The 20,263-nt window shown below is 67.2% G+C and carries 20 protein-coding genes and 2 other RNA genes; 13 read left to right on the top strand and 9 right to left on the bottom strand.

Annotated elements, in window-relative coordinates; genetic code table 11:
- The first annotated feature begins 14 nt into the window (after positions 1-14).
- Genes ACFSM0_RS05455 through ACFSM0_RS05470 form a run of 4 tightly spaced genes read left to right on the top strand, consistent with a single transcriptional unit; the run spans position 15 to position 6,011 of the window.
- The gene (locus tag ACFSM0_RS05455) at positions 15-1,121 is read left to right on the top strand and encodes an efflux RND transporter periplasmic adaptor subunit (protein WP_377388119.1); all 1,107 of its coding nucleotides are present in this window, start codon (positions 15-17) and stop codon (positions 1,119-1,121) included.
- Entirely contained in the window at positions 1,118-2,179 is a 1,062-nt protein-coding gene (locus ACFSM0_RS05460; protein ID WP_377388121.1) for an efflux RND transporter periplasmic adaptor subunit, read from the top strand. The genes ACFSM0_RS05455 and ACFSM0_RS05460 overlap by 4 nt, the downstream gene beginning before the upstream one ends.
- Positions 2,176-5,229, top strand: coding sequence for an efflux RND transporter permease subunit (locus ACFSM0_RS05465; RefSeq protein WP_377388123.1), 3,054 nt, complete (start codon positions 2,176-2,178; stop codon positions 5,227-5,229). The genes ACFSM0_RS05460 and ACFSM0_RS05465 overlap by 4 nt, the downstream gene beginning before the upstream one ends.
- 53 nt (positions 5,230-5,282) lie before the next feature.
- Positions 5,283-6,011 (top strand): hypothetical protein, encoded by a 729-nt coding sequence (locus ACFSM0_RS05470; RefSeq protein ID WP_377388125.1) that lies wholly within the window; start codon positions 5,283-5,285, stop codon positions 6,009-6,011.
- A 73-nt stretch (positions 6,012-6,084) separates the two neighbouring features.
- Here the strand turns inward: ACFSM0_RS05470 and rpmG are convergent, their stop codons facing one another.
- The 7 genes from rpmG to gatC all read right to left on the bottom strand — a co-directional run bounded on the left by rpmG (position 6,085) and on the right by gatC (position 10,562).
- Complete coding sequence (rpmG, locus tag ACFSM0_RS05475; protein WP_036638206.1) at positions 6,085-6,252, bottom strand: 50S ribosomal protein L33; 168 nt, start codon at positions 6,250-6,252, stop codon at positions 6,085-6,087.
- Between the two features lie 150 nt (positions 6,253-6,402).
- Positions 6,403-6,789 (bottom strand): DUF302 domain-containing protein, encoded by a 387-nt coding sequence (locus tag ACFSM0_RS05480; RefSeq protein WP_377388128.1) that lies wholly within the window; start codon positions 6,787-6,789, stop codon positions 6,403-6,405.
- A gap of 60 nt (positions 6,790-6,849) precedes the next feature.
- Positions 6,850-7,256, bottom strand: an RNA gene (gene rnpB, locus ACFSM0_RS05485) — RNase P RNA component class A.
- A 177-nt stretch (positions 7,257-7,433) separates the two neighbouring features.
- Complete coding sequence (locus ACFSM0_RS05490; RefSeq protein WP_377388130.1) at positions 7,434-8,123, bottom strand: N-acetylmuramoyl-L-alanine amidase; 690 nt, start codon at positions 8,121-8,123, stop codon at positions 7,434-7,436.
- Positions 8,120-8,788 carry a hypothetical protein gene (locus ACFSM0_RS05495; protein WP_377388132.1) on the bottom strand — a complete coding sequence of 223 codons (669 nt, stop codon included), beginning with the start codon at positions 8,786-8,788 and terminating at the stop codon, positions 8,120-8,122. Before ACFSM0_RS05495 ends, ACFSM0_RS05490 begins: the two co-directional genes overlap by 4 nt.
- Before the next feature lie 11 nt (positions 8,789-8,799).
- Positions 8,800-10,278 (bottom strand): Asp-tRNA(Asn)/Glu-tRNA(Gln) amidotransferase subunit GatA, encoded by a 1,479-nt coding sequence (gatA, locus tag ACFSM0_RS05500; RefSeq protein WP_377388134.1) that lies wholly within the window; start codon positions 10,276-10,278, stop codon positions 8,800-8,802.
- On the bottom strand, positions 10,275-10,562 hold the full coding sequence (gene gatC / locus ACFSM0_RS05505) for an Asp-tRNA(Asn)/Glu-tRNA(Gln) amidotransferase subunit GatC (RefSeq protein ID WP_097071254.1): 288 nt from the start codon (positions 10,560-10,562) through the stop codon (positions 10,275-10,277). Before gatC ends, gatA begins: the two co-directional genes overlap by 4 nt.
- A 143-nt stretch (positions 10,563-10,705) precedes the next feature.
- Here gatC and ACFSM0_RS05510 point away from each other — a divergent pair, with 143 nt between their 5' ends.
- The 8 genes from ACFSM0_RS05510 to fzlA all read left to right on the top strand — a co-directional run bounded on the left by ACFSM0_RS05510 (position 10,706) and on the right by fzlA (position 16,421).
- Positions 10,706-11,398: a metal-dependent hydrolase gene (locus ACFSM0_RS05510; RefSeq protein WP_377388136.1), complete on the top strand. Its 693-nt coding sequence runs from the start codon at positions 10,706-10,708 to the stop codon at positions 11,396-11,398.
- 56 nt (positions 11,399-11,454) lie between these two features.
- An RNA gene (gene ffs / locus ACFSM0_RS05515) (signal recognition particle sRNA small type) lies at positions 11,455-11,551 on the top strand.
- 83 nt (positions 11,552-11,634) lie between these two features.
- Positions 11,635-12,507 (top strand): alpha/beta hydrolase, encoded by an 873-nt coding sequence (locus ACFSM0_RS05520; RefSeq protein WP_377388138.1) that lies wholly within the window; start codon positions 11,635-11,637, stop codon positions 12,505-12,507.
- Between the two features lie 83 nt (positions 12,508-12,590).
- The gene (locus ACFSM0_RS05525; RefSeq protein ID WP_377388140.1) at positions 12,591-14,363 is read left to right on the top strand and encodes a DNA polymerase III subunit gamma/tau; all 1,773 of its coding nucleotides are present in this window, start codon (positions 12,591-12,593) and stop codon (positions 14,361-14,363) included.
- A 10-nt stretch (positions 14,364-14,373) separates the two neighbouring features.
- Positions 14,374-14,718: a YbaB/EbfC family nucleoid-associated protein gene (locus ACFSM0_RS05530; protein ID WP_377388142.1), complete on the top strand. Its 345-nt coding sequence runs from the start codon at positions 14,374-14,376 to the stop codon at positions 14,716-14,718.
- A 1-nt stretch (position 14,719) separates the two neighbouring features.
- Positions 14,720-15,343, top strand: a complete 624-nt coding sequence (gene recR / locus ACFSM0_RS05535) for a recombination mediator RecR (protein WP_377388144.1) — start codon at positions 14,720-14,722, stop codon at positions 15,341-15,343.
- Positions 15,343-15,702, top strand: coding sequence for a TfoX/Sxy family protein (locus tag ACFSM0_RS05540; RefSeq protein ID WP_377388146.1), 360 nt, complete (start codon positions 15,343-15,345; stop codon positions 15,700-15,702). The genes recR and ACFSM0_RS05540 overlap by 1 nt, the downstream gene beginning before the upstream one ends.
- 53 nt (positions 15,703-15,755) lie before the next feature.
- Entirely contained in the window at positions 15,756-16,421 is a 666-nt protein-coding gene (gene fzlA / locus ACFSM0_RS05545; RefSeq protein WP_377388148.1) for an FtsZ-binding protein FzlA, read from the top strand.
- A 102-nt stretch (positions 16,422-16,523) separates the two neighbouring features.
- Here fzlA and ACFSM0_RS05550 read toward each other — a convergent pair whose 3' ends face one another.
- Together ACFSM0_RS05550 and ACFSM0_RS05555 are read right to left on the bottom strand one after the other, a co-directional pair.
- Positions 16,524-17,588 (bottom strand): FAD-binding oxidoreductase, encoded by a 1,065-nt coding sequence (locus ACFSM0_RS05550; protein WP_097071244.1) that lies wholly within the window; start codon positions 17,586-17,588, stop codon positions 16,524-16,526.
- Positions 17,589-18,830 (bottom strand): aromatic ring-hydroxylating oxygenase subunit alpha, encoded by a 1,242-nt coding sequence (locus tag ACFSM0_RS05555; RefSeq protein ID WP_377388150.1) that lies wholly within the window; start codon positions 18,828-18,830, stop codon positions 17,589-17,591. It lies immediately after the preceding gene.
- 366 nt (positions 18,831-19,196) lie between these two features.
- Here ACFSM0_RS05555 and queG point away from each other — a divergent pair, with 366 nt between their 5' ends.
- Positions 19,197-20,246, top strand: coding sequence for a tRNA epoxyqueuosine(34) reductase QueG (queG, locus tag ACFSM0_RS05560; protein WP_377388152.1), 1,050 nt, complete (start codon positions 19,197-19,199; stop codon positions 20,244-20,246).
- The last annotated feature ends 17 nt before the right edge of the window (positions 20,247-20,263 follow it).

Below are 20,263 nucleotides of genomic sequence, written 5' to 3' on the forward strand. Positions count from 1 at the left end.
AAAACGGAGGCAGTATGCCGCGCGAGAGCATTTTTCCCCGCGCCCATGCCCTGGCGCCTTATGCGCTCGGGGCGGTGCTGGCTCTGACCATTCCGGTGCGGGCCGAAGAGGCGCTGCCGGTGCGCGTTGCCACGGCCCATACCGCGCCGGTGCTGATGCATTTCGAGCTTTCGGGCACGATCGCGGCGGCTGAGGCCGTGCCGGCGGGGTTTCGCAATGGTGGGCGGCTGGTGCACCTTTCTGCGGACGTGGGCGACCGGGTCGAGGCCGGAGCGGTGCTCGCCGCGCTTGAGCCGACGCAGGCCGCCGCCGCGCTGCGCGCCGCCGAGGCCCAAGACGCCGCCGCCGAGGCCACGCTGACGCAAGCGGAACAGGCGTTGGACCGCGCCTACGGCCTTGCCACGCGCGGCTTTGCCACGCAGGCCGCGCTGGATGCCGCAACCGAGGCGGCCCTTTCGGCGCGCTCGGCCCGCGATCAGGCCCGCGCCGCCCGCGCCAAGGCCGCGCAAACCCTTGCCGATTGCACCCTCGTCGCCCCCGTTTCAGGCATCATCACCGAGCGCACCGCCGAACCGGGCCAAGTTGTCGAGGCCGCGCAAAGCGTGCTCACCATTGCCCGCGATGGTGCCCGCGAGGCGGTGTTCTACATCCCTGATTTCGCGGCGCTCGACCGGTTTCAGGGGCGCGAGGTGACGCTCCATCCGCTTGGCGAGACCGGCCCGGCGCGCAAGGCCACCGTGACCGAGATCGCGCCGCTGGTCTCCAGCGACGGGGGCACCGTGCGGGTGAAGGCCGAACTCGCCCCCGCCCCGGATCTGCCCCCGCCCGGCCTTGGCACCACGGTCGTCACCGCGGTCGATCTGCGCTACGGCGCGGCGATGGCGCTGCCCTGGCAGGCGCTTGTCAGCCAGAACGGGCGCGCTGCGGTCTGGACCCTCAGCCCCGAGGAGGGCGCGCGCGACCGTGGCCGCGTCGCGCTCACCCCGGTGCGGGTGCTGCGCTACACCGATCATGAGATCGAAATCGCCGAGGGCCTGCCCGAAGGCGCGCGCGTGGTCACGGAGGGGGCGCATCTGCTGTACTCGGGCCAACTCGTGCAGGTGCGGGAGGGGCAGGAATGAGCGCCCTGCGCCCGGCCGCCGCGCTGTTCCTCGCGCTGTGCATGCCGCTTGCCGTTTTGCATGCCGAGGAGGCTCCGCCGCGCCCGGTGGTCAGCGAAATCGTTACCGGCTCCGCGATGACGGCGCGGCTTTTTCCGGGCGTGATCGCGGCCACCGTCGAGACCACGCTCGCGTTCCAGACCGCGGGGCGCATTGCCACCCGCCCGGTCGATCTGGGCGACAGTGTCGAGACCGGCGCGGTGCTTGCCACACTCGATCAAGTGACCCTTGCCGAAGATGTCGCGGCCGCCGAAGCCGGGCGGAACGCGGCCCGGGCCGAGGCCGAGTTTGCCGCGCAAAGCCTTGCGCGGGCAGAAGAATTGCACCGCCGCGGCGTCGCGCCAAAGGCCACGCTTGAAGCCGCGCAAGCCAAGGATATTTCTGCCCGCGCCGCCGTCGAGGCCGCCGAGGCGGACCTTGCCCGCGCCCGCGATGCCGCGCATTACGGCACCCTCACCGCCCCCGCAGCGGGGATCGTGAGCCGCATCCTTGCCGAGCCGGGCACCGTCGTCAGCGCCGGCACGCCGGTTTTGCGCCTGGCCACCGAGGCCGGGCGCGAGGCGGTGATCGACGTGCCCGACGACGTGCTCGCCGTGCTCCCCGAGGCCGCGCCCTTCAGCATCGCCGCGCGCTACGAAGATGCGCTCGTCACCGAGGGGCGGCTCAGATTGGTCGAGCCCGTTGCAGACCCCTCCACCCGCGCGCACCGGCTCAGGATCACCCTTGCCGACGAGGGCCAAGGCTTTCGCCTTGGCGCGCTCGTCTCGGCCCGGCTCGAACTGCCCCGCGCCACGCTGCTGACGGTGCCGTTGGCCGCGATCTGGGGCCCGGAGGCGCAACCGATGGTCTGGCGCCTTGATGCCGAGCGCCGCGCCCGCCCCGCCCCCGTGACCCTCGGACAGCAGATCGGCCCCCGCGTGGTGATCACCTCCGGGCTTGCCGAGGGCGACGAGGTGGTGATCCGCGGCATTCATTCGCTTACCGAAGGCCAAAGGCTTGGCGCGAGGGTCGACCCATGAGTTTCAACCTCTCTGACTGGGCGTTGCGCCATCGCTCGATGGTCTGGTACCTGCTGATCGTCTCGATCGTTGCGGGCGTGCTCTCCTACATCAACCTTGGCCGGGAAGAAGACCCGTCCTTCACGATCAAGGTGATGTTCATCACCGCCGCGCTGCCCGGCGCCACCGCCGAGGAAACGCGCGAGCAGGTCACCGACCGGATCGAAAAGAAGATGCAGGAGCTGCCGAACCTGAAGGTGACGCGCTCGGAAACCTACCCCGGTCGCTCTGTCGTCTATGTCGAGCTTACCCCCGAGACGCGCGGCCCCGCCGTAACCCAGACCTGGCTCAAGGTCCGCAACATGATGGTGGATCTGCGCCCGGAATTCCCTTCCGAATTCGCCGGTTACGCCATCAGCGATGATTTTGGCGATGTCTATGGCTCGATCTATGCCTTCACCTCGGACGGGTTTTCGCCGCAGGAGTTGAAAGACCGGGTCGAGGAGGTGCGCTCGGCCGTGCTCACGCTCAAGGCCGCGGGCAAGGTGGAGCTTGTGGGCACGCAAGACCCGGTGGTGCATGTCGAGTTTTCGGCCCGCAAACTGGCCGCGCTCGGGCTCGATCAGGCCGCTGTGCTCGACACGCTGGCGGCACAAAACGCCATCGTCCCCTCCGGTGTGATCCGCACCGATGACGAGATGATCGCGGTGCGCATGTCGGGGCGCTTTGACGATGCCGAGGCGCTCGCCGCGGCCCCGCTGCGGGTGGGGGAGATCTTCTTCACGCTGGGCGATGTGGCCACCGTGCGCGCAGGCTTTGCCGACCCGCCCTCCGCGCTCTTCCGCTTTGACGGCAAGCCCGCCGTCGGGCTGATCATCGGCATGAAGGAAGGCGCGAATATCCTTGATTTCGGGGCCGAGCTGACCACCTTGATGGACCGCGTGGCGCAAGAGCTTCCCGTCGGCATGGAGCTGCACAAGGTGGCCGATCAGCCCAAGGTGGTCGAGGATTCGGTGAACCACTTCCTGCGCGCGCTGGCCGAGGCGGTGGCGATCGTTCTCCTTGTCTCCTTCATCTCGCTGGGCTGGCGCGCCGGGCTCGTGGTGACGATGTCGATCCCGCTCGTGCTCGCGCTCACCTTCGTCATTCTTGATGCGATGGGGGTGACACTGCAACGGATCTCGCTGGGCGCCTTGATCATCGCGCTCGGGCTGCTCGTCGATGATGCGATGATCGCCATCGAAACGATGATCGCGCGGCTCGAGGCGGGCGACAAGATCGCCAAGGCCGCCTCCTACGCCTGGAGTTCCATCGCGTTTCCCATGCTTTCGGGCACGCTCGTCACCGTGGCGGGGTTCATCCCGATCGGGCTCAACTCCTCGCAGGCGGGGGAATACACGCTTTCGCTTTTCTATGTCATCGCGATCGCGCTTGTGCTGAGCTGGATCGTCGCGGTGCTGTTTGCGCCGCTGATCGGCGCCACCGTGCTGCCCGCCCATCTGCCCCATCACGACCCGCGCCCCGGCCCGCTGCGGCGCGCGTTTCGCGCGCTCTTGCGCGGTGCCATGCGGGCGCGCTGGCTCACCGTGCTGGCCACGGTCGCGCTTTTTGCCGGCTCGCTTTACGGCATGCGCCACATCGAGCAGCAGTTCTTTCCCGCCTCGGACCGCCCCGAACTGCTGATCGACGTCACGCTGCGCCAGAACTCCGCCATTACCGCCACCGATGCCGCGATGGCGGAAATTGACGCCTGGCTCGCCACCCGCCCCGAGGCGCGCTACTGGACCACCTATGTCGGCCAATCGGCGCCGCGGTTCCTTCTGTCGCTCGACCGGCCCACGCCCGCCTCCTTCATGGGGCAGATCGTGGTGATGACGGCGGGGATCGAAGACCGCAACACCCTGCGCGCCGCGCTGGAGGAGAAAAGCGCCACGCTCACGGGGGTGGACGTGTTCACAAAGCTGATCGAGCTTGGCCCCCCGGTTGGCAAGCCGGTGCAATACCGCATCATGGGGCCGGACCGGGCGCGGCTTCTGGCGGAAGCACGCAGCCTCGCGCAAACGCTCTCGAAGGACGGACGGCTGGGCAATATCACCATCGACGAGGGCGAGCCCGTGCGCGTGGCCCGCGTGGTGCTGGATCAGGAGCGCCTGCGCCAGCTTGGCCTGACGCAAAAGGATGTCGCACAAGCGCTGCAGATCCTGTTCGAGGGCGTCACCGTGACCGAATTGCGCGACGGGCAGACGCTGGTCGACGTGATCGCGCGCGGCACCGCCGCCGACCGCGCCTCGCTCGCCTCGCTCGGTTCGCTGCAACTGCCCTCGCCAACGGGCGTGCCGGTGCCGCTTTTGAGCTTTGCACGGCTGGAGTGGCAGATGGAGGCACCGGTGCTCCATGCCCGCAACCGAGTGCCCACAATCACCGTGAAAACCGCCGTTCTGGGCCGCAACCAACCCGCCACGATCACCGCCGATCTCGCCCCCGCCATCGCGGCGCAGGCCGCAACCCTGCCCGCGGGCTATACCATCGAGCCCGGCGGCGTGGCCGAAACCAGTGGCGAAAGTCAGGCCCCGATCATTGCCGTGGTGCCCTTGATGGTGCTGATCATCCTCACCCTCGTCATGGTGCAGATGCAAAGCTTCCGGCTGATGTTCATCGTTCTTGCGGTGGCGCCGCTCGGGCTCATCGGCGTGGTCGCGGCCATGCTGCCCTCGGGGCAACCGCTCGGTTTCGTCGCGATTCTCGGCGTGCTGGCCCTTGTCGGCATCCTGATCCGCAACTCGCTGATCTTGATGGCCGAAGTGCAGGATCTGCGGGCCAAGGGGGCGAGCCACTGGCAGGCGGTATTCGAGGCCTCGGACAGCCGCGCGCGCCCGATCCTGCTCACCGCCGCCGCGGCCTCGCTCGCGCTCATTCCGATCTCGCGCGAGGTGTTCTGGGCGCCTATGGCCTTCGCGATGATGGGGGGCATCATCGCAGGCACGTTGATCACGCTCGTGTTCGCGCCCGCGCTTTATTGCATCGTGTTCCGGGTGAAGCCGGAGCAAAATGCCACGCCTGAGGCCAGTTAACCCTCTGTTCACTCCTTTTTGCGACGATTCGACCTCTCCGTCGGAGGTTCGCCATGTTGACGCCCCTGCCTGCACCTGCGGTGCCCACCGCCCCCGGCAGCACGCTCTTGCCGCTGCCGCAAGGCGCTGGCGCGCCCAAGACCCCCGCCGCGCCGATCGCGCTTGCTGCGACCGTCACCCCGCAAGCGGCGCAAGCCCCTCCGGGGGCTGCGCCCAGCGCTGCGGCAGCCCTTGCCAACATGGCTCCGGCGCCGCTGCCAACGGCCGAAACAGCGCTCGCCGGGGCGGCCCTTTCCGCGGCCGATGCCGCCGCGGCAAGCGCCAGCACCGCCAGCCCGAGTTCGCTTGTCACCGCACAAATGATCGGGGCCCAGCAAATGGTCGGGGCCGAAACCGCCCCCCTGCAAGCGATGCTCGCCCAGCAAGCCGCAACGCGCGCCCTGCCCCATCCGCCGCACCGGAGCGAGCCGCGCCGCGATGGCCCCGCCAAGGCGCTCGATCACGCCCCGACCGACACCTTTGATCCGCACACGCCGCATTTGCCGCTGACCCTTGGCAACCACGGCAAACATGCTCAGGGCGGCGACGAGCCCGCCCCGGGCCCCATGAGCGAGACAGAGGCAGAGGCAGAGACATCTGGCGCGCCGGGGCCGCGGCGCCATGATGCCCTCGCCCTGCACCCGCCGCCGCTCGATCCGCGCCCCTCGCCCCCCAGCCCCTGGGGGCTTGTCGGCGCGGCCTTCACCACCGTTTTCATCCTCTCGGTGCTTTTGCTGCTGTGAGCCCGCCTGCCCGCGGCCCCAAAGCAAAAGGCCGCCCCGAAGGACGGCCCTTGACCCGAGAAAAGCGCAGATCTTACTTGATCTTGCCTTCCTTGTATTCGACGTGCTTGCGCGCAACCGGATCGTATTTGTTCACGGTCATTTTTTCGGTCATGGTGCGGGCATTCTTCTTGGTCACATAGAAGTGCCCGGTGCCCGCCGTCGAGTTCAGACGGATCTTGATCGTCGTCGGCTTCGCCATTTTCAGTCTCCCAGAGTCGGGCGCCTCGCGCCCGCGAAATCCTTGAAGCCTGCCTTTTAGTCAGCGCGGGAGCGGAGTCAACCGCAAAGGCGGGGCCACGCGCGATTTTTCGCACAGCGCCCCCAGATCCGCGCCAGGCATCGGCAGAGCTCAGAGCGCCGCGATCATCTCGGCATAAATCGCGCGCACATCAGCGGCCACCTTGCGCGCGCCCACCTCCTCGACGGCGGCGAAGGAGGCCACGGGATCGACGGCAGAGACCTCCACCCCGCCCTCGACCGCACGCAGCATCACGTTGCACGGCAGCATCGCGCCGATCCGCGGCGAAGCCTCGATCGCGGCAAAGGCATGGCCCGGATGACAGGCGCCAAGGATCTTGTAAGGCGCCATCTCGCGGCCCAGTTTTGCCTTCATCGTCGCGGCAACGTCGATCTCGGTGATCACGCCAAAGCCGCGCTCGGCAAGCGCCGCGCGGGTGCGCGCCTCCGCATCGGCAAAGGAAATATCTGCAAGAACGCGGTCGATCGTATAGCTCATCTGAGCCTCCGGCTGGTTTGTCCAAGGCGAGCGCGCGGCCCGCCCGGTAGACAGTAAAACATGCGCGGAGAGCCTGTAAGCCGGATTTTGTCCGGGGGTTGCCCCCCTGGATGACCATTCCTCTGGGTCTGCGGTCACCCGCAGCCTCAAGCCGCCAACCCGGATCGCTCGGGGCGAAGCTCCCCTGCCGCCCCGTTGCCGGTCGCGGCGCGCGATCCCTATTCGGCGTTGCTCCCGGTGGGGCTTGCCGTGCCGGTCCTGTTGCCAGTCCCGCGGTGGGCTCTTACCCCACCGTTTCACCCTTGCCCCCGCAAGCGGGGGCGGTCTCTTCTCTGTGGCGCTTTCCCTGGGGTTGCCCCCGCCGGGCGTTACCCGGCACCGTTGCTTCAGGGAGTCCGGACTTTCCTCGACCGCCCAGCTATCCGCACAACGGAGCTATGGGCCGCCGCGGTCATCCAGCCCTCCGCGCGCGTCTGCCTTACGCTGCGCGGGGGGCGCAGGTCAATGGGGGCGCTGCCCCCTCTTTGGCTACGCCAAATTCACCCCCGGGATATTTTCACAAAGTCGAAGACAAACCGCCTGCCTTCGACTTTGTCCAAATATCCCGGGGGGAGTCCGCAGGACGGGGGGCAGCGCCCCCCTCCTCAGCTGGACCGCCAGGAGCCGCCGTCGGCCCCGAAGCGCAGCGCAAGATCGGTGATCAGCGCCATGTCGGTCGCGTCAAGCGGGCCTTCGTGGCGCGGACGAAAGCGCAGCCGGAACGCCGCGAGCAGCACGTCGAACGGCGCCTCGGGGTAGCCAAATGTTTCCGCCATCGCGCAAAAGCCCGGGGCCGCAACCGGCGGCGCGACCCCGCCCGGCGCGGGCATCACGGCAAGCCCCTGCCGCGCCAGCCGCGCCCAGTCAAAGCGCGGGCCCGGGTCCGTCTTGCGCCCCGGCGCCATGTCGGAATGGGCAATCACCGCCTGCGGTGCGATCCCCCAGCGCGCAAGAATCTGCTCCAGAAGGGTTTCGAGCGCGGCCATTTGCGGCTCGGGAAAGGGAGCATCGCCGGGATTGGCAAGCTCGATGCCGATCGCGCTGGAATTCACATCCGTAACACCCGCCCAGCCGCCCGCCCCCGCATGCCAGGCGCGCTTGTCTTCGGGAACGAGCGCCTCGACGCGGCCGGTCTCGGCAATCAGCCAATGCGCCGAAACCTCGGCGGCGGGGTCACAGAGCCGCGCCCGGGCCTCGGCACAGCTTGCCATGCCGGTGTAATGCAGAACCACGATTTCGGGCCGCGCCCCACCGCGCCTTTCGCCGAAATTGGGCGAGGCGGGCGCTCCGGTCACTGCCGCGCCGCCTGAAACGGGCGCGGATCCCAGCCACAGGCAAAACCGTCGCCATCCGGGTCAAGGTTGCCCGGATCGCGCTCCGGCCCGCCCCGGCGCAAAAACTCCATCTGCGCCAGATCGGGCGAGACGAACTTGCCGCAGGCGCGCGCGGAATTAGTGAGCTTGATCCCGCCCCGCTTGTAGACCTGCTGGCCCGGCGCGTTGGTGGCAGAAAGCGCATAGGCGGCAAGGTTTGGCCCGGCGCCGCCCGTGACGGCAGCCCCCGCCGCCGGCGCCATCGCATCAAGCGGGGCGCCCACCCCCGCCGCCCCCGGGGCGGGAGCCGCGAGTGCCGGGTTGGTCTCTCCGGCGGGCGCGGTGGCGCGCAGCGCGGCAAGCGTCTCGGCCCCGATCGAGCCATCACCCGCCTGAGCCGCGGCCGCTTGACCGGCCGCCGATTGCACCGGCGTCGCGCCATAGCCCGAAACGCCGTAATTGCCGCCCGGCGCCGCCGCGGGGGTGGCGGCGGCAGGGGCGGCACTCCCGCCCCGCAACTCTGCCTCGCGTTGATGCAGATAGCTCTGGTAATCCCCGAAGCCGACCCCGGCCGCGGAATTCGGCACCGGCGGATCACAGGCCGCGAGCGCCAGAACCGGAAGGGCAAACACCAGAACCTTGCGCATCGCGCGACTCCTTACCACCACTGTGCGGGTTTTGCCGTAAAGCCCGCCGCTTTTTCCAGAACCATCGCCTGATTGAGCAGATCACCCTCGCCCCAGGGCTTGCCGATCAGCTGCAGCCCCATCGGCAGCCCCTTCGCATCAAGCCCGACCGGGACCGAAATGCCCGGCAGCCCCGCGAGGTTCACCGTCACGGTGAACACATCGTTGAGATACATCTCGACCGGATCGGCGTCCTGCATCTCGCCAAGGCCAAAGGCCGAGGAGGGGGTGGCCGGGGTCAGGATCGCGTCGATCCCGGCCTCGAAAGCAAGGTCGAAATCGCGCTTGATCAGCGCGCGCACGCGCCGCGCGCGGTTGTAATAGGCATCATAAAAGCCCGCCGAAAGCACATAGGTGCCGATCATGATGCGCCGCTGCACCTCCGGGCCAAAGCCCTCGGCGCGGGTCTTTTCATACATGTCGACAATGCCTTCGCCCGCGCCAAGCGTGGCGCGGTGGCCGTAGCGCACGCCATCATAGCGCGCGAGGTTCGACGAGGCCTCTGCCGGCGCGATCACGTAATAGGCGGGCAGCGCGTATTTGGTGTGCGGCAGCGAGATATCGACGATTTCGGCGCCCGCATCGCGCAGCATCGCCGCGCCATCGTCCCAGAGCTTCTCGATTTCGGCGGGCATGCCGTCCATGCGGTATTCTTTCGGGATACCGATTTTCTTGCCGCGGATGTCGCCCGTCAGCGCCGCTTCGAAATCCGGCACCGGAAAATCGACACAGGTCGAATCCTTGGCGTCGTTCGAGGCCATGGCGGAAAGCATGATCGCCGCATCGCGCACCGATTTGGTCATCGGCCCGGCCTGATCGAGCGAGGAGGCGAAGGCCACGATGCCCCAGCGCGACACCCGGCCATAGGTGGGCTTGATGCCGACGATGCCGGTGAAGGCGGCGGGCTGGCGGATCGAGCCGCCGGTGTCGGTGCCGGTCGCGGCCAGGCACAGATCGGCCGCCACCGCCGAGGCCGAGCCGCCCGAGGAGCCGCCCGGCGTCAGTTGCCGGTCATCCACCTTCCAGGGGTTCACCACCGGGCCATAACAGGCAGTTTCGTTGGAGGAGCCCATCGCGAACTCGTCCATCGAGAGCTTGCCGAGCATCACCGCGCCCGCATCCCAAAGGTTTTGCGTGACGGTCGATTCATATTCCGGCTTGAAGCCTTCAAGGATGCGCGAGGCGGCCTGCGAGGCCACGCCCTTGGTGCAGAACAAGTCCTTGATACCCAGCGGAATGCCGCACAGCGCAGGCGCCTCGCCCGCTTTCAGCCGGGCATCCGCCGCAGTGGCCTGCGCCAATGCGATCTCGGGCGTTTTCGCGCAATAGGCATTGAGCGCCGCGGCGCCCTCGATCGCGGCAAGGCAGCTCTCGGTCAGCTCCACCGCAGTGAAATCGCCCTTCTTCAGCCCGTCACGGGCCGCGGCAATCGTCAGTTTGTTGAGGCTCATTCCACCACCTTCGGCACGGCAAAGAAGCCCTCGCGGGCATCGGGGGCATTGGCGAGGATCTTGTCTTGATAATTGCCGTCGGTCACTTCGTCGACGCGGCGCTTGAGCCGCATCGGCGTGACCGAGGTCATCGGCTCGATGCCCTCGACATCCACCTCGTTGAGTTGTTCCATGAAAGTCAGGATGCCCGAAAGCTGTTCGGCCAGTTTGGGCAGGTCGGTTTCGGCCACGCGAATGCGCGCCAGATGCGCCACCTTGCGGGCGGTGTCGATGTCGATGGACATGAATATCTCCGCTTGTCTTGGCTCGGGTTTAGCGTTGCCGCGCCAAGGCTGCAAGCATGCGCTCCCCTGCGGGCTTCCCTTGTCACTCCGTTGCACTAGCTTTGTGCCATCCATTCACCCTACCGGCACTGAGGACTATTGCGATGAAACTGATCTGGCTCGGCCATTCCGGCTTCCGTCTCGAGATCGAGAAGGCGGTGATCCTGATCGACCCCTGGATGACGGGAAACCCGATGTTTCCGGCGGAGCGGCGCGCCGAAGCGCTTGCGGGCGCAACGCATATCCTGCTCACCCACGGTCATGGCGACCATTCGGGCGATACGCTCGCGCTGGCGAAGGAACTCGAAATTCCCGTCGTCGGCATCTATGACATCGTCAGCCATTGGGGGGCGCATGAGCATATCGAGGGCATCGGCTTCAACAAGGGCGGCACGGTCGATCTGGGCGGCGCGAAGGTGACAATGGTGCCCGCGAGCCATTCCTCCTCGATCTCGGGGCCGACCGGGCCGATCTATACCGGCACCGAGTCGGGTTACATGATCGCGGGCGAGGGCCATGTGATCTATGTCTCGGGGGATACCTCCATCTCTTCGGAAATGGCGTGGATGGGTGAATATTTCCGCCCCGACATCGGCATTCTGTGCGCCGGGGGCCATTTCACCATGGACATGCGCGCCGCCGGGTGGGCCGCGAAGAAATATTTCGATTTCAAAACGGTGATCCCCTGCCATTACCGGACCAACCCGCTTCTGGAGCAATCCGCCGCGGCGCTGATCGCGGCGCTCCCCGGTGTCGATGTCATCGAACCCGAGGTGATGGTGCCGATCTCGCTGTGAACGGCGCGGTGATCGAAGGCTTGCATGGGGGGGCGGTGACGACTATATGACGCCGCGAGAGGTTGGCGCGGGCGAGCGCCTCGCCAACCCGGTCAGGTCCGGAAGGAAGCAGCCGCAACGAGCCCCGCTTGGGTCGCTGTCCAGCCTCTCACCCCCTCCCCTTTCGGTCGCTTGTGCTTGGGGGCCGCCATGATAGGATCGGCGCAGGCGCTTGCGCCGTGCAGGAGGCCGCCCCGATGACATCCCAGATACGCGAGATCAGCCCGGAAAAGCGCTTTTACATGCGCCAGCGCCGGGCCCTGCGGCGGGATCTCGAAACACTGGCCCCGCTGTTCGATGTCGAAACCCGTTGCTACGCCGAGCAGCCCACCGAAACCGGGCCGGTGCCGCTTGCGGTCGACCTTTACACGCCCAAGACGGGCCGCGACTGGCCGGTGTTGATCTGGCTGCATTCGGGCGGGTTTACCACCGGCACACGGCAAGCTTTCAGCCATCCCGTCGTTGCCGGTCATTTCGTGCGCCACGGCTATGCGGTGGCGGTGCCTGATTACCGGCTGCACCGGCAAAACCCGCTGATCACCCCGCAAACGCGGGCCCTGATGCGCAAGGCGCTGGCCGAAACCGCCGCGACCGAAGACCCGATGCGCCCGTTGTTCCAGCGCAGCCGCGCCTTTGCGGTGCTGGAGGATTGCGCGGCGCTTCTGGCGTGGCTTGCCACCGAAGGCGGCCCCCGCGGTCTTGGGCGCCAGATCACATGGGGCGGCTCTTCGGCGGGGGCAATCTCTGCGCTCAACGCGCTCTATCTGCTCCCCGAACTCGCCCCCTCCCCCTTCGCCGTGCGGTCCGCCGTTGTCAGCTCCGGCGGCTTTGCCTATGGCAGCCTGGCCCGCCCCGACATCGCGCCCGCCCTCGCGCTGCACGGCCCCACCGATTCCCGCGTGCCGATTGGCTCGATCCGCGCGCTCAAGGCGCGCCTTGGCACCGCGCTGACGCTGATCGAGAGCGACAGCCTGCTCCATGGCGAGATCGCGCTGACCCCCGACGAGAGCTTTGGCACCGCGGTCGAGCGCCTTGTCGCCTTTGACAGGGCCGCCGCCGCCCGGCTTTAAGCCGCGCGCCCGGCCTGCGGCGTGCCATCGGTTTGACTTGGCCGCCCGCGCCGCTAGACTGCGCGCAGAATTCAGGAGCGCCCATGACCGAAGCCGACAGCCCCGCCGAGACCGCCCCGGGCTATCAGGTTCTTGCCCGCAAATACCGCCCCGCCACCTTCGCCGATCTGATCGGGCAGGAGGCGATGGTGCGCACCCTGAAGAACGCCTTTGCCGCGAGCCGGATCGCGCAGGCCTTCATCATGACGGGGATTCGCGGCACCGGCAAAACCACCACCGCGCGGATCATCGCCAAGGGGCTCAACTGCATCGGCACGGAGGGCACGGGCGGCCCCACCACCGAGCCCTGCGGCCTTTGCGAGCATTGCCGCGCCATCGCCGAGGGGCGCCATGTCGATGTGCTGGAGATGGACGCCGCCTCGCGCACCGGGGTGGGCGACATCCGCGAGATCATCGAGAGCGTGAACTATCGGGCCGCCTCGGCGCGCTACAAGGTCTATATTATCGACGAAGTGCACATGCTCTCGACCTCGGCCTTCAACGCACTGTTGAAAACGCTTGAAGAGCCGCCCGCGCATGTAAAATTCATCTTCGCCACCACCGAGATCCGCAAGGTGCCGGTGACGGTGCTCTCCCGCTGCCAGCGCTTTGACCTGCGCCGGATCGAGCCGGAGGTGATGATCGACCACCTCTCGAAAGTCGCCACCAAGGAGGGCGCCGCGATCGCGCATGATGCGCTCGCGCTCATCACCCGCGCGGCGGAGGGCTCGGTGCGCGATGCGATGTCGCTCCTCGATCAGGCGATTTCGCACGGCGCGGGTGAAACCACCGCCGATCAGGTCCGGGCGATGCTGGGCCTCGCGGACCGCGCCCGCGTGCTCGACCTCTTTGATCACGTGCTCAAGGGCGATGCAGCGGCGGCGCTGACCGAGCTTGGCGCGCAATATACCGATGGCGCAGACCCGATGGCGGTGCTGCGTGATCTGGCGGAAATCACCCATTGGGTCTCGGTGATCAAGATCACGCCCGAGGCCGCCGATGACCCGACCGTGCCCCCCGAAGAGCGCACCCGTGGTCAGGCGATTGCCGCCGCGATCCCGATGCGGGTGCTGTCGCGGCTCTGGCAGATGCTCCTGAAGGCGATCGAAGAGGTTGCAAGCGCGCCCAATGCGATGATGGCCGCCGAGATGGCGCTCATTCGCCTCACCCATGTGGCCGACCTGCCAGACCCGGAAACGCTGATGCGCAAGGTGATGGGCGGGCCCGGCACCGCGGGCGGGCAAGGCCCCGCGCAGGGCGGCGGCGGCGGCGGCGGGAGCCCGCGCGCCGAGGCCACCACGCGGCACATGATGGGCGGGCGCCCGCTCCATTTGTCTGGCGCGACCGCGCTTGCCGTTCAGCCCGCCGCCTCGATGCTGGCGCGCTATGCGCGGTTTGAGGATGTGGTGGAGCTGATCGCGCGGATGCGCGACGGGCTTTTGAAGCATCAGGTCGAGCATGGGGTGCGGCTGGTGAGCTATGCGCCCGGGCGGATCGAATTCGAGCTTGCCCCCGAGGCGCCGCGCGATCTGGCGCAAACGCTCGCGCAGCGCCTGCAGGGCTGGACCGGCGCGCGCTGGGGCGTTTCGGTCGTTTCTGCGGGCGGCGCGCCGACGATTTTCGAGCGCGAGAATGCGGCCAAACTCGCCGCCGAGGCGGAGGCGCGCGAGGCAAATACCGTGGTGCAGGCGATCTTTGCCGCCTTCCCGCAGGCAAAATTTGACGAGATCACCCTCGCGGCGGAGCTTGAGGCCGAACAGGCCGCCGAAGCCCTGCCCGAGGTGGAGGACGAATGGGATCCTTTCGAGGACAATTGAGGAGAGAGCGATGCTGAAGGGTTTGGGCCAGCTGGGCGACATGGCCAAGATGATGAAAGCCGCCAAGGACTTGCAGGAACGCATGATGGCGCTGCAGGAAGAACTTGGCCAGATCGTGGTGATCGGCGAGGCGGGCGGCGGGCTCGTCAAGGCGCGCGCGACCGCCAAGGGCGAGATCTGCGGGCTCGACATCGACCCATCGATCCTCGTCGCCTCGGAAAAGGAAGTGGTCGAAGACCTGATTATCGCCGCGATCAAAGAGGCGCAGTCGCGCGCCATCGACAAGGCCGCCGAAGAGCAGCGCAAGCTGATGGCCGAGCTGGGCCTGCCCGCCGACATGGCCTTCCCGGGCTGAGATGGCGCCCGGCCCCGGCACTGGCCGCGACGAGATCGAGGCATTGATCGCGCAGATGGCGCGGTTGCCGGGGCTCGGGCCCCGCTCGGCGCGGCGCGCGGTGCTGCATCTGTTGCGCCGCCGCGAAGGGCAAATGGTGCCGCTTGCCGCGGCCCTTGCCCATGTGGCCGAGACCGCCTGCGACTGCCCGCTGTGCGGCAATATCGCGGTCGGCACGGGCTTGGGCGCGCCCTGCGCAATCTGCGCCGATCCGGCGCGCGCCACCGGGGAGATCTGCGTGGTGGAAGATGTCGCAGACCTGTGGGCGATGGAGCGCGGCGGGGCCTTCAAGGGGCGCTATCACGTGCTCGGCGGCACGCTTTCGGCGCTCGATGCGGTGGGGCCCGAAGATCTCGGCATCCCGCGACTGATCGACCGCGTGGCGAATGAGCAGGTGCGCGAGGTGATCCTTGCGCTTAACGCCACGGTCGAGGGCCAGACCACCGCGCATTACATTGCCGAAGCGCTGGAGGGGTCCGGGGCCAGTGTCACCTCGCTTGCGCAGGGCGTGCCGATTGGCGGCGAGCTTGACTATCTCGACGATGGCACGATCTCGGCCGCCTTGCGCGCGCGCCGCGCGCTCTGATGGCAACCTCCCCCGAAACCATCGCCTTTTTCCTCGAACAGCTCGAGGGCCGCGATGTGCGCGCGCGCAAGATGTTTGGCGAATACGGCATTTATCTGGGCGCGAAGATGGTCGCGCTGATCTGTGACGACTGCCTGTTCGTGCGCCCGATCCCCGCGGCGGCAGCTTATCTTGACACCCCGGTCGAAGCGGCGCCCTACCCTGGTGCAAAACCTTATTTTCGTATCGAGGCGGATCTCTGGGAGGAGGCCGACTGGCTCTGGGGGCTGCTTGCGCTGATGGAACGCGACCTTCCCGCCCCAAAGCCGAAACGCACTAAACCTAAGGATGAGGCGCGCCAGAGGCCCGACAAGCATTGATCCCCCCGCCCCCCGCCGCTATCAGGGGGAAAAGTCATGGTCCGGGTGTGCCGATGAACCGTCTTTACCACGTTGCCCTCTCCCCGTTCTGCCGCAAGGTGCGCCTGACGCTCGCGGAAAAAAAGATCGAGGTGGAGCTTGTCGAAGAACGCTACTGGGAGAAAAGCGCCGATTTTCTGCGCCGCAACCCGGCGGGCAAAGTGCCGGTGCTGCGCTATGACAACCGGCTCTTTTCCGAGAGTCAGGCGATTTGCGAATATCTCGACGAGATCATTCCAACGCCGGCGCTGATGCCGCGCGATGCGGAGGCGCGCTTTGAGGTGCGCCGCCTGTGCACCTGGTTTGATGACAAGTTCAACGCCGAAGTCACCGCCAAGGTGATGGGCGAGCGGGTCTGGAAGAAGGTGCAAAAAAAGGGCTACCCCGACAGCAAGACCGTCAAGGAAGGGCTCGCGGCCACCAAGTATCACCTTGATTACATGGCTTGGCTGCTCGATCAGCGGCGCTGGCTTGCAGGCGATCTGATGACGCTCGCGGATTTTGCCGCCGCCGCGCATCTGAGCTGCCTCGATTACATTTCGGATGTGGACTGGAACCGCTCCGAAGTGGTCAAGCAATGGTATGCGAAAATCAAGTCGCGCCCGGCGTTCCGCTCGCTTCTGGCCGATCAGCTCCCCGGCATGCCGCCCTCACCGCAATATGCGGAGCTGGATTTCTGACCCACCTGCCTTGATCGGGCTGCCGCAAGAGCGACGGGAATTCCCCTGCCGGCGGCTACGTCAAAGCGCGCCGACAGGGGCTGGCACCGGGGGCGCCCAGGCTCAGACCTCGACCGCCACCGCGCCCCTCGGGCGCGAGCAGCAGGCCAGAATATAGCCCGCGGCAATCTCGTCGTCCGAGATGCCGCCGTTGTGGACCATCTGCACCTCGCCCTCGGTCTTTTTCACCTTGCAGGTGCCGCACAGCCCGAAATTGCACCCCGACGGGATGTTGAGCCCGGCGCGCTTGGCAACCGCAAGCACGGTCTCGTCTTCGGTGCAGGGCTCGCGCACCCCCGAGGCGGCGAAATGGATCTCGCTGTCGCCCGAGGCCGCGATCTCCGCCGCCTCCGCGCCCGGATCGAACGGGATCTCGGGCGGGCCGAAGCTCTCCTGATGATAGCGGCTCATGTCAAAGCCGATGGTGCCGAGGATCTCGCGCACGGCCTGCATGAAAGGCTCGGGGCCGCAGCAAAACACCTCGCGCTCAAGGTAATCGGGCGCCATCAGACCAAGCATGATCTGGTTGAGCCGTCCGTGATGGCCATGCCAGACCGAGAACGGATCGGGCTCCTTGACGGTGAAGCGCAATTGCAGCCCCGGCACGCGGGCGGCGAATTGCTCCAGCCGGTTGCGGAAGATGATCTCCGAGGGGCGGCGCGCGGCATGGACAAAGACGATGTCCGGCATCTCGCCGCTGTCCCAGGCCCAGGTGGTCATCGACATCATCGGCGTGATGCCCGAGCCCGCCGAGATGAACAGGTATTTCCGCGCCGGGTGCAATTGCGCGCTGAACGCCCCCATCGGGCCGCGGGCGCGCAACTGCATGCCGGGCTTGAGCTGGTCGATCATCCAGCGCGAGCCGATCGAGCCGGGCTGCGCTTTCACGGTGATCGAGAGCGACAGCGGGCGCGAGGGCGAGGACGAGATCGTGTAGCTGCGCGAGACCGGATTGCCCGGCACCGGCAGATCAAAGGTCAGGAATTGCCCCGCCATGTAGTCAAACCACGCGCCCGAAGGCGCGCGGAAGGTGATTGTGGCGCTGTCACGGGTCTCGGGGACCACCATCGCGCATTCGAGCAGTTCGGCGTCGTTCCAGGGCGCGCCAGCCCAGTTCTGGCGCCGCATCTATTCGGCCGCCACGGCAGGCGCGGGGCCGAGCCGCGCGGTGAGCGTGTCGCAATACCAGTCGACGAACTGGATCACGCCTTCTTCCTGCACCAGCGAATAGGGGCCGGGCTCATAGGCGGGCGAGCGAATGCCGGCCTGATTTTCCTCGACCACCTGACGGTCCTCGTCATTGGTCGCCATCCAGACCTCGGTCAGTTCCTTCAGGTCGTAATCCACCCCCTCGACGGCATCGCCCGGCACGAGCCAGGTTGTTGTCACCTCGGTTTCGGTGGCCGAGATCGGCAGCACGCGGAACACGATCGCATGATCGGCGAGGAAGTGGTTCCAGGTGTTGGGATAATGGAAGAAGAGCAGGCTTCCGGCATCGTTGAAGGGCATTTCGCCCATGCGCTTGCCCTTCACCGCGGCCTTGGTGCTCATGGTGTAGCTCTCGGCCTGATTGAGCAGCGGGATGCGCGCAAGGCGCCACTGCATCTTCGGATGATGGATGAAGCGCGAGGGCAGGCCCGCCGCCTCGCAGCGCTGCCAATGCGCGAGAATGTCGGGGCTCGCGGCCTCCGGGCCTTCCATCGCCGTCATGCGCGGGTTGTCCGAATAGGTGCGGCAGAGCGAAGGGTGCGAGCCGCCGCAATGGTAGCATTCGCGGTTGTTCTCGATCACGAGCTTCCAGTTGCCCTTCTCGACGATGGTCGAGACATGGGCGACGCGGGCGTTTTTCAGCCCGGCGGGGGCGAGGTAGCGCCCGAGCGTGCCTGCAAGATCCGCAATCGCGGGCGGCACATCGGCAAGGCACACGAAGACCATGCCGCCAATGTCGATGCAATGCACCTTTTTCAGCCCGTGTTTGCCGGGCTCGAAATCCTCCTGCATGTCCTTGGCCCAGAGGAGTTTTCCGTCAAGGTCATAGGTCCATTGGTGATAGGGGCAAACAAGCTTCGGCGTTGTGCCGGTGGCCTTGGCGCAAAGCCGCTGGCCGCGGTGACGGCAGACGTTGTGGAAGGCGCGGATCATGCCATCCGCCCCGCGCACCACGATCACCGGATAGGCGCCCACCTGCAGCGTGGCATAATCACCCGCCTTCCCCAACTGGCAGGCAGGCAGCGCGAACAGCCATTCCCGGTAAAAGATCTGCTCAAGATCGGCCCCGAACACGCCCTCGTCGCAGTAAAGCGCGCGGGACAGGGAATAATTCTTGCGGCGGGCGGAAAGCTCCGCGCGGACTTCGGACGCTTCAAGCATCTGGCACCTCACTTGCCCTGCCTCCCCGCAGGTGCTGGCTTCATCTGGGCCTTTTGGCCCGGCGGTTTCGGGGCGATGCGAGCAGGCGCAAAAGGCGGGTCTCCCCGGGCATGCGGCACAGGCCGAGCCGTTCGGCCCGGGTGCATGCTGCCCCTTCCGCTGGATCTTTGCGCCAATGTGCCGGTTCTGCGCCGGCGTGCCAGTTCCGGCTCTGCGGCCGGCTCCCCGTATGGGCAGAGATTGACATATTGTCGCATCATACGTCGAGCGAATCCGACATGATGATGCCCGGAAAAGACAAGCCCGCGATTGTGCACGGGAACGTGTTTCCGGCGCCGCCCGGATCGGCTATGGCGGGGCGAAGAGATGGAGGTTCCTCTGGAACGGCTGAAGACCCGGTTGATCGCGCAGGCCCTCGCCGAGGGCTTTGCGAAAGCGCGCATCACGCGGCCCGATGCCCGCCCGGACCTGCCTGCGGCGCTGGGCGCTTTTGTGGCCGCGGAGCACCATGGGCAGATGGGCTGGATGGCAGAGCGGATGGAATGGCGCGCGAACCCCGCCGCGCTCTGGCCCGAGGCGCGCTCGGTGATCATGCTTGCCGAGAGCTACACGCCCGAGGCCGACCCGCGCGCCGCAACGGCGGCAAAAGACGCCGGCGCGATCTCGGTCTATGCGCAGGGCAAGGATTACCATGACCTTGTGAAACGGCGGCTCAAACGGCTCGGGCGCTGGCTGATTGCCGAGGAACCCTGCGAGATCAAGGTTTTCGTCGATACCGCCCCGGTGATGGAAAAGCCGCTCGCCGAGGCGGCGGGGCTTGGCTGGCAGGGCAAGCACACCAACCTTCTGGCCCGCGATCTGGGCAACTGGGTGTTTCTGGGGGCGCTGTTCACCACGCTTGAGCTGCCGCCCGACACCCCCGAGGTCAATCATTGCGGCTCCTGCACCGCCTGCCTTGACGCCTGCCCGACCGGCGCTTTTCCGGCACCGTGGCGGATTGATGCGCGCCGCTGCATTTCCTACCTCACCATCGAGCACCGCGGCCCGGTCGACCCGGCGCTCCGCCCGCTCCTTGGCAACCGCATCTATGGCTGCGACGACTGCCTTGCCGCCTGCCCGTGGAACAAGTTTGCCGTGGCCGCACGCGACATCGGCTATGCCGCGCGCCAGGGCACCCCGCCCCTTGCCGAGCTGCTCGCGCTTGATGATGCCGCCTTTCGCGCCCGCTTTGCCGGCTCGCCGATCAAGCGCATCGGCCGCGACCGGATGGTGCGCAATGCGCTTTATGCGGCCGGCAACTCCGGTGCTGCGGCGCTCCTGCCCTTGGCCCGTGCGCTCACCTCGGACCCGGAGCCGAGCGTTGCAGAGGCCGCAAGCTGGGCATGCGCCCGGCTCGCGGTCCATCAGCACGATTGACCCTTTCCTTCGGGCGT

The sequence above is a fragment of the Rhodobacter lacus genome, from assembly GCF_042683065.1.
GTDB lineage: Bacteria > Pseudomonadota > Alphaproteobacteria > Rhodobacterales > Rhodobacteraceae > Rhodobacter > Rhodobacter lacus.

Coding starts and splice junctions, on each gene's coding strand:
- ACFSM0_RS05455 (WP_377388119.1), top strand. CDS start 15: ATGCCGCGCGAGAGCATTTTTCCCCGCGCCCATGCCCTGGCGCCTTAT.
- ACFSM0_RS05460 (WP_377388121.1), top strand. CDS start 1,118: ATGAGCGCCCTGCGCCCGGCCGCCGCGCTGTTCCTCGCGCTGTGCATG.
- ACFSM0_RS05465 (WP_377388123.1), top strand. CDS start 2,176: ATGAGTTTCAACCTCTCTGACTGGGCGTTGCGCCATCGCTCGATGGTC.
- ACFSM0_RS05470 (WP_377388125.1), top strand. CDS start 5,283: ATGTTGACGCCCCTGCCTGCACCTGCGGTGCCCACCGCCCCCGGCAGC.
- rpmG (WP_036638206.1), bottom strand. CDS start 6,252: ATGGCGAAGCCGACGACGATCAAGATCCGTCTGAACTCGACGGCGGGC.
- ACFSM0_RS05480 (WP_377388128.1), bottom strand. CDS start 6,789: ATGAGCTATACGATCGACCGCGTTCTTGCAGATATTTCCTTTGCCGAT.
- ACFSM0_RS05495 (WP_377388132.1), bottom strand. CDS start 8,788: ATGCGCAAGGTTCTGGTGTTTGCCCTTCCGGTTCTGGCGCTCGCGGCC.
- gatA (WP_377388134.1), bottom strand. CDS start 10,278: ATGAGCCTCAACAAACTGACGATTGCCGCGGCCCGTGACGGGCTGAAG.
- gatC (WP_097071254.1), bottom strand. CDS start 10,562: ATGTCCATCGACATCGACACCGCCCGCAAGGTGGCGCATCTGGCGCGC.
- ACFSM0_RS05510 (WP_377388136.1), top strand. CDS start 10,706: ATGAAACTGATCTGGCTCGGCCATTCCGGCTTCCGTCTCGAGATCGAG.
- ACFSM0_RS05520 (WP_377388138.1), top strand. CDS start 11,635: ATGACATCCCAGATACGCGAGATCAGCCCGGAAAAGCGCTTTTACATG.
- ACFSM0_RS05525 (WP_377388140.1), top strand. CDS start 12,591: ATGACCGAAGCCGACAGCCCCGCCGAGACCGCCCCGGGCTATCAGGTT.
- ACFSM0_RS05530 (WP_377388142.1), top strand. CDS start 14,374: ATGCTGAAGGGTTTGGGCCAGCTGGGCGACATGGCCAAGATGATGAAA.
- recR (WP_377388144.1), top strand. CDS start 14,720: ATGGCGCCCGGCCCCGGCACTGGCCGCGACGAGATCGAGGCATTGATC.
- ACFSM0_RS05540 (WP_377388146.1), top strand. CDS start 15,343: ATGGCAACCTCCCCCGAAACCATCGCCTTTTTCCTCGAACAGCTCGAG.
- fzlA (WP_377388148.1), top strand. CDS start 15,756: ATGAACCGTCTTTACCACGTTGCCCTCTCCCCGTTCTGCCGCAAGGTG.
- ACFSM0_RS05550 (WP_097071244.1), bottom strand. CDS start 17,588: ATGCGGCGCCAGAACTGGGCTGGCGCGCCCTGGAACGACGCCGAACTG.
- ACFSM0_RS05555 (WP_377388150.1), bottom strand. CDS start 18,830: ATGCTTGAAGCGTCCGAAGTCCGCGCGGAGCTTTCCGCCCGCCGCAAG.
- queG (WP_377388152.1), top strand. CDS start 19,197: ATGGAGGTTCCTCTGGAACGGCTGAAGACCCGGTTGATCGCGCAGGCC.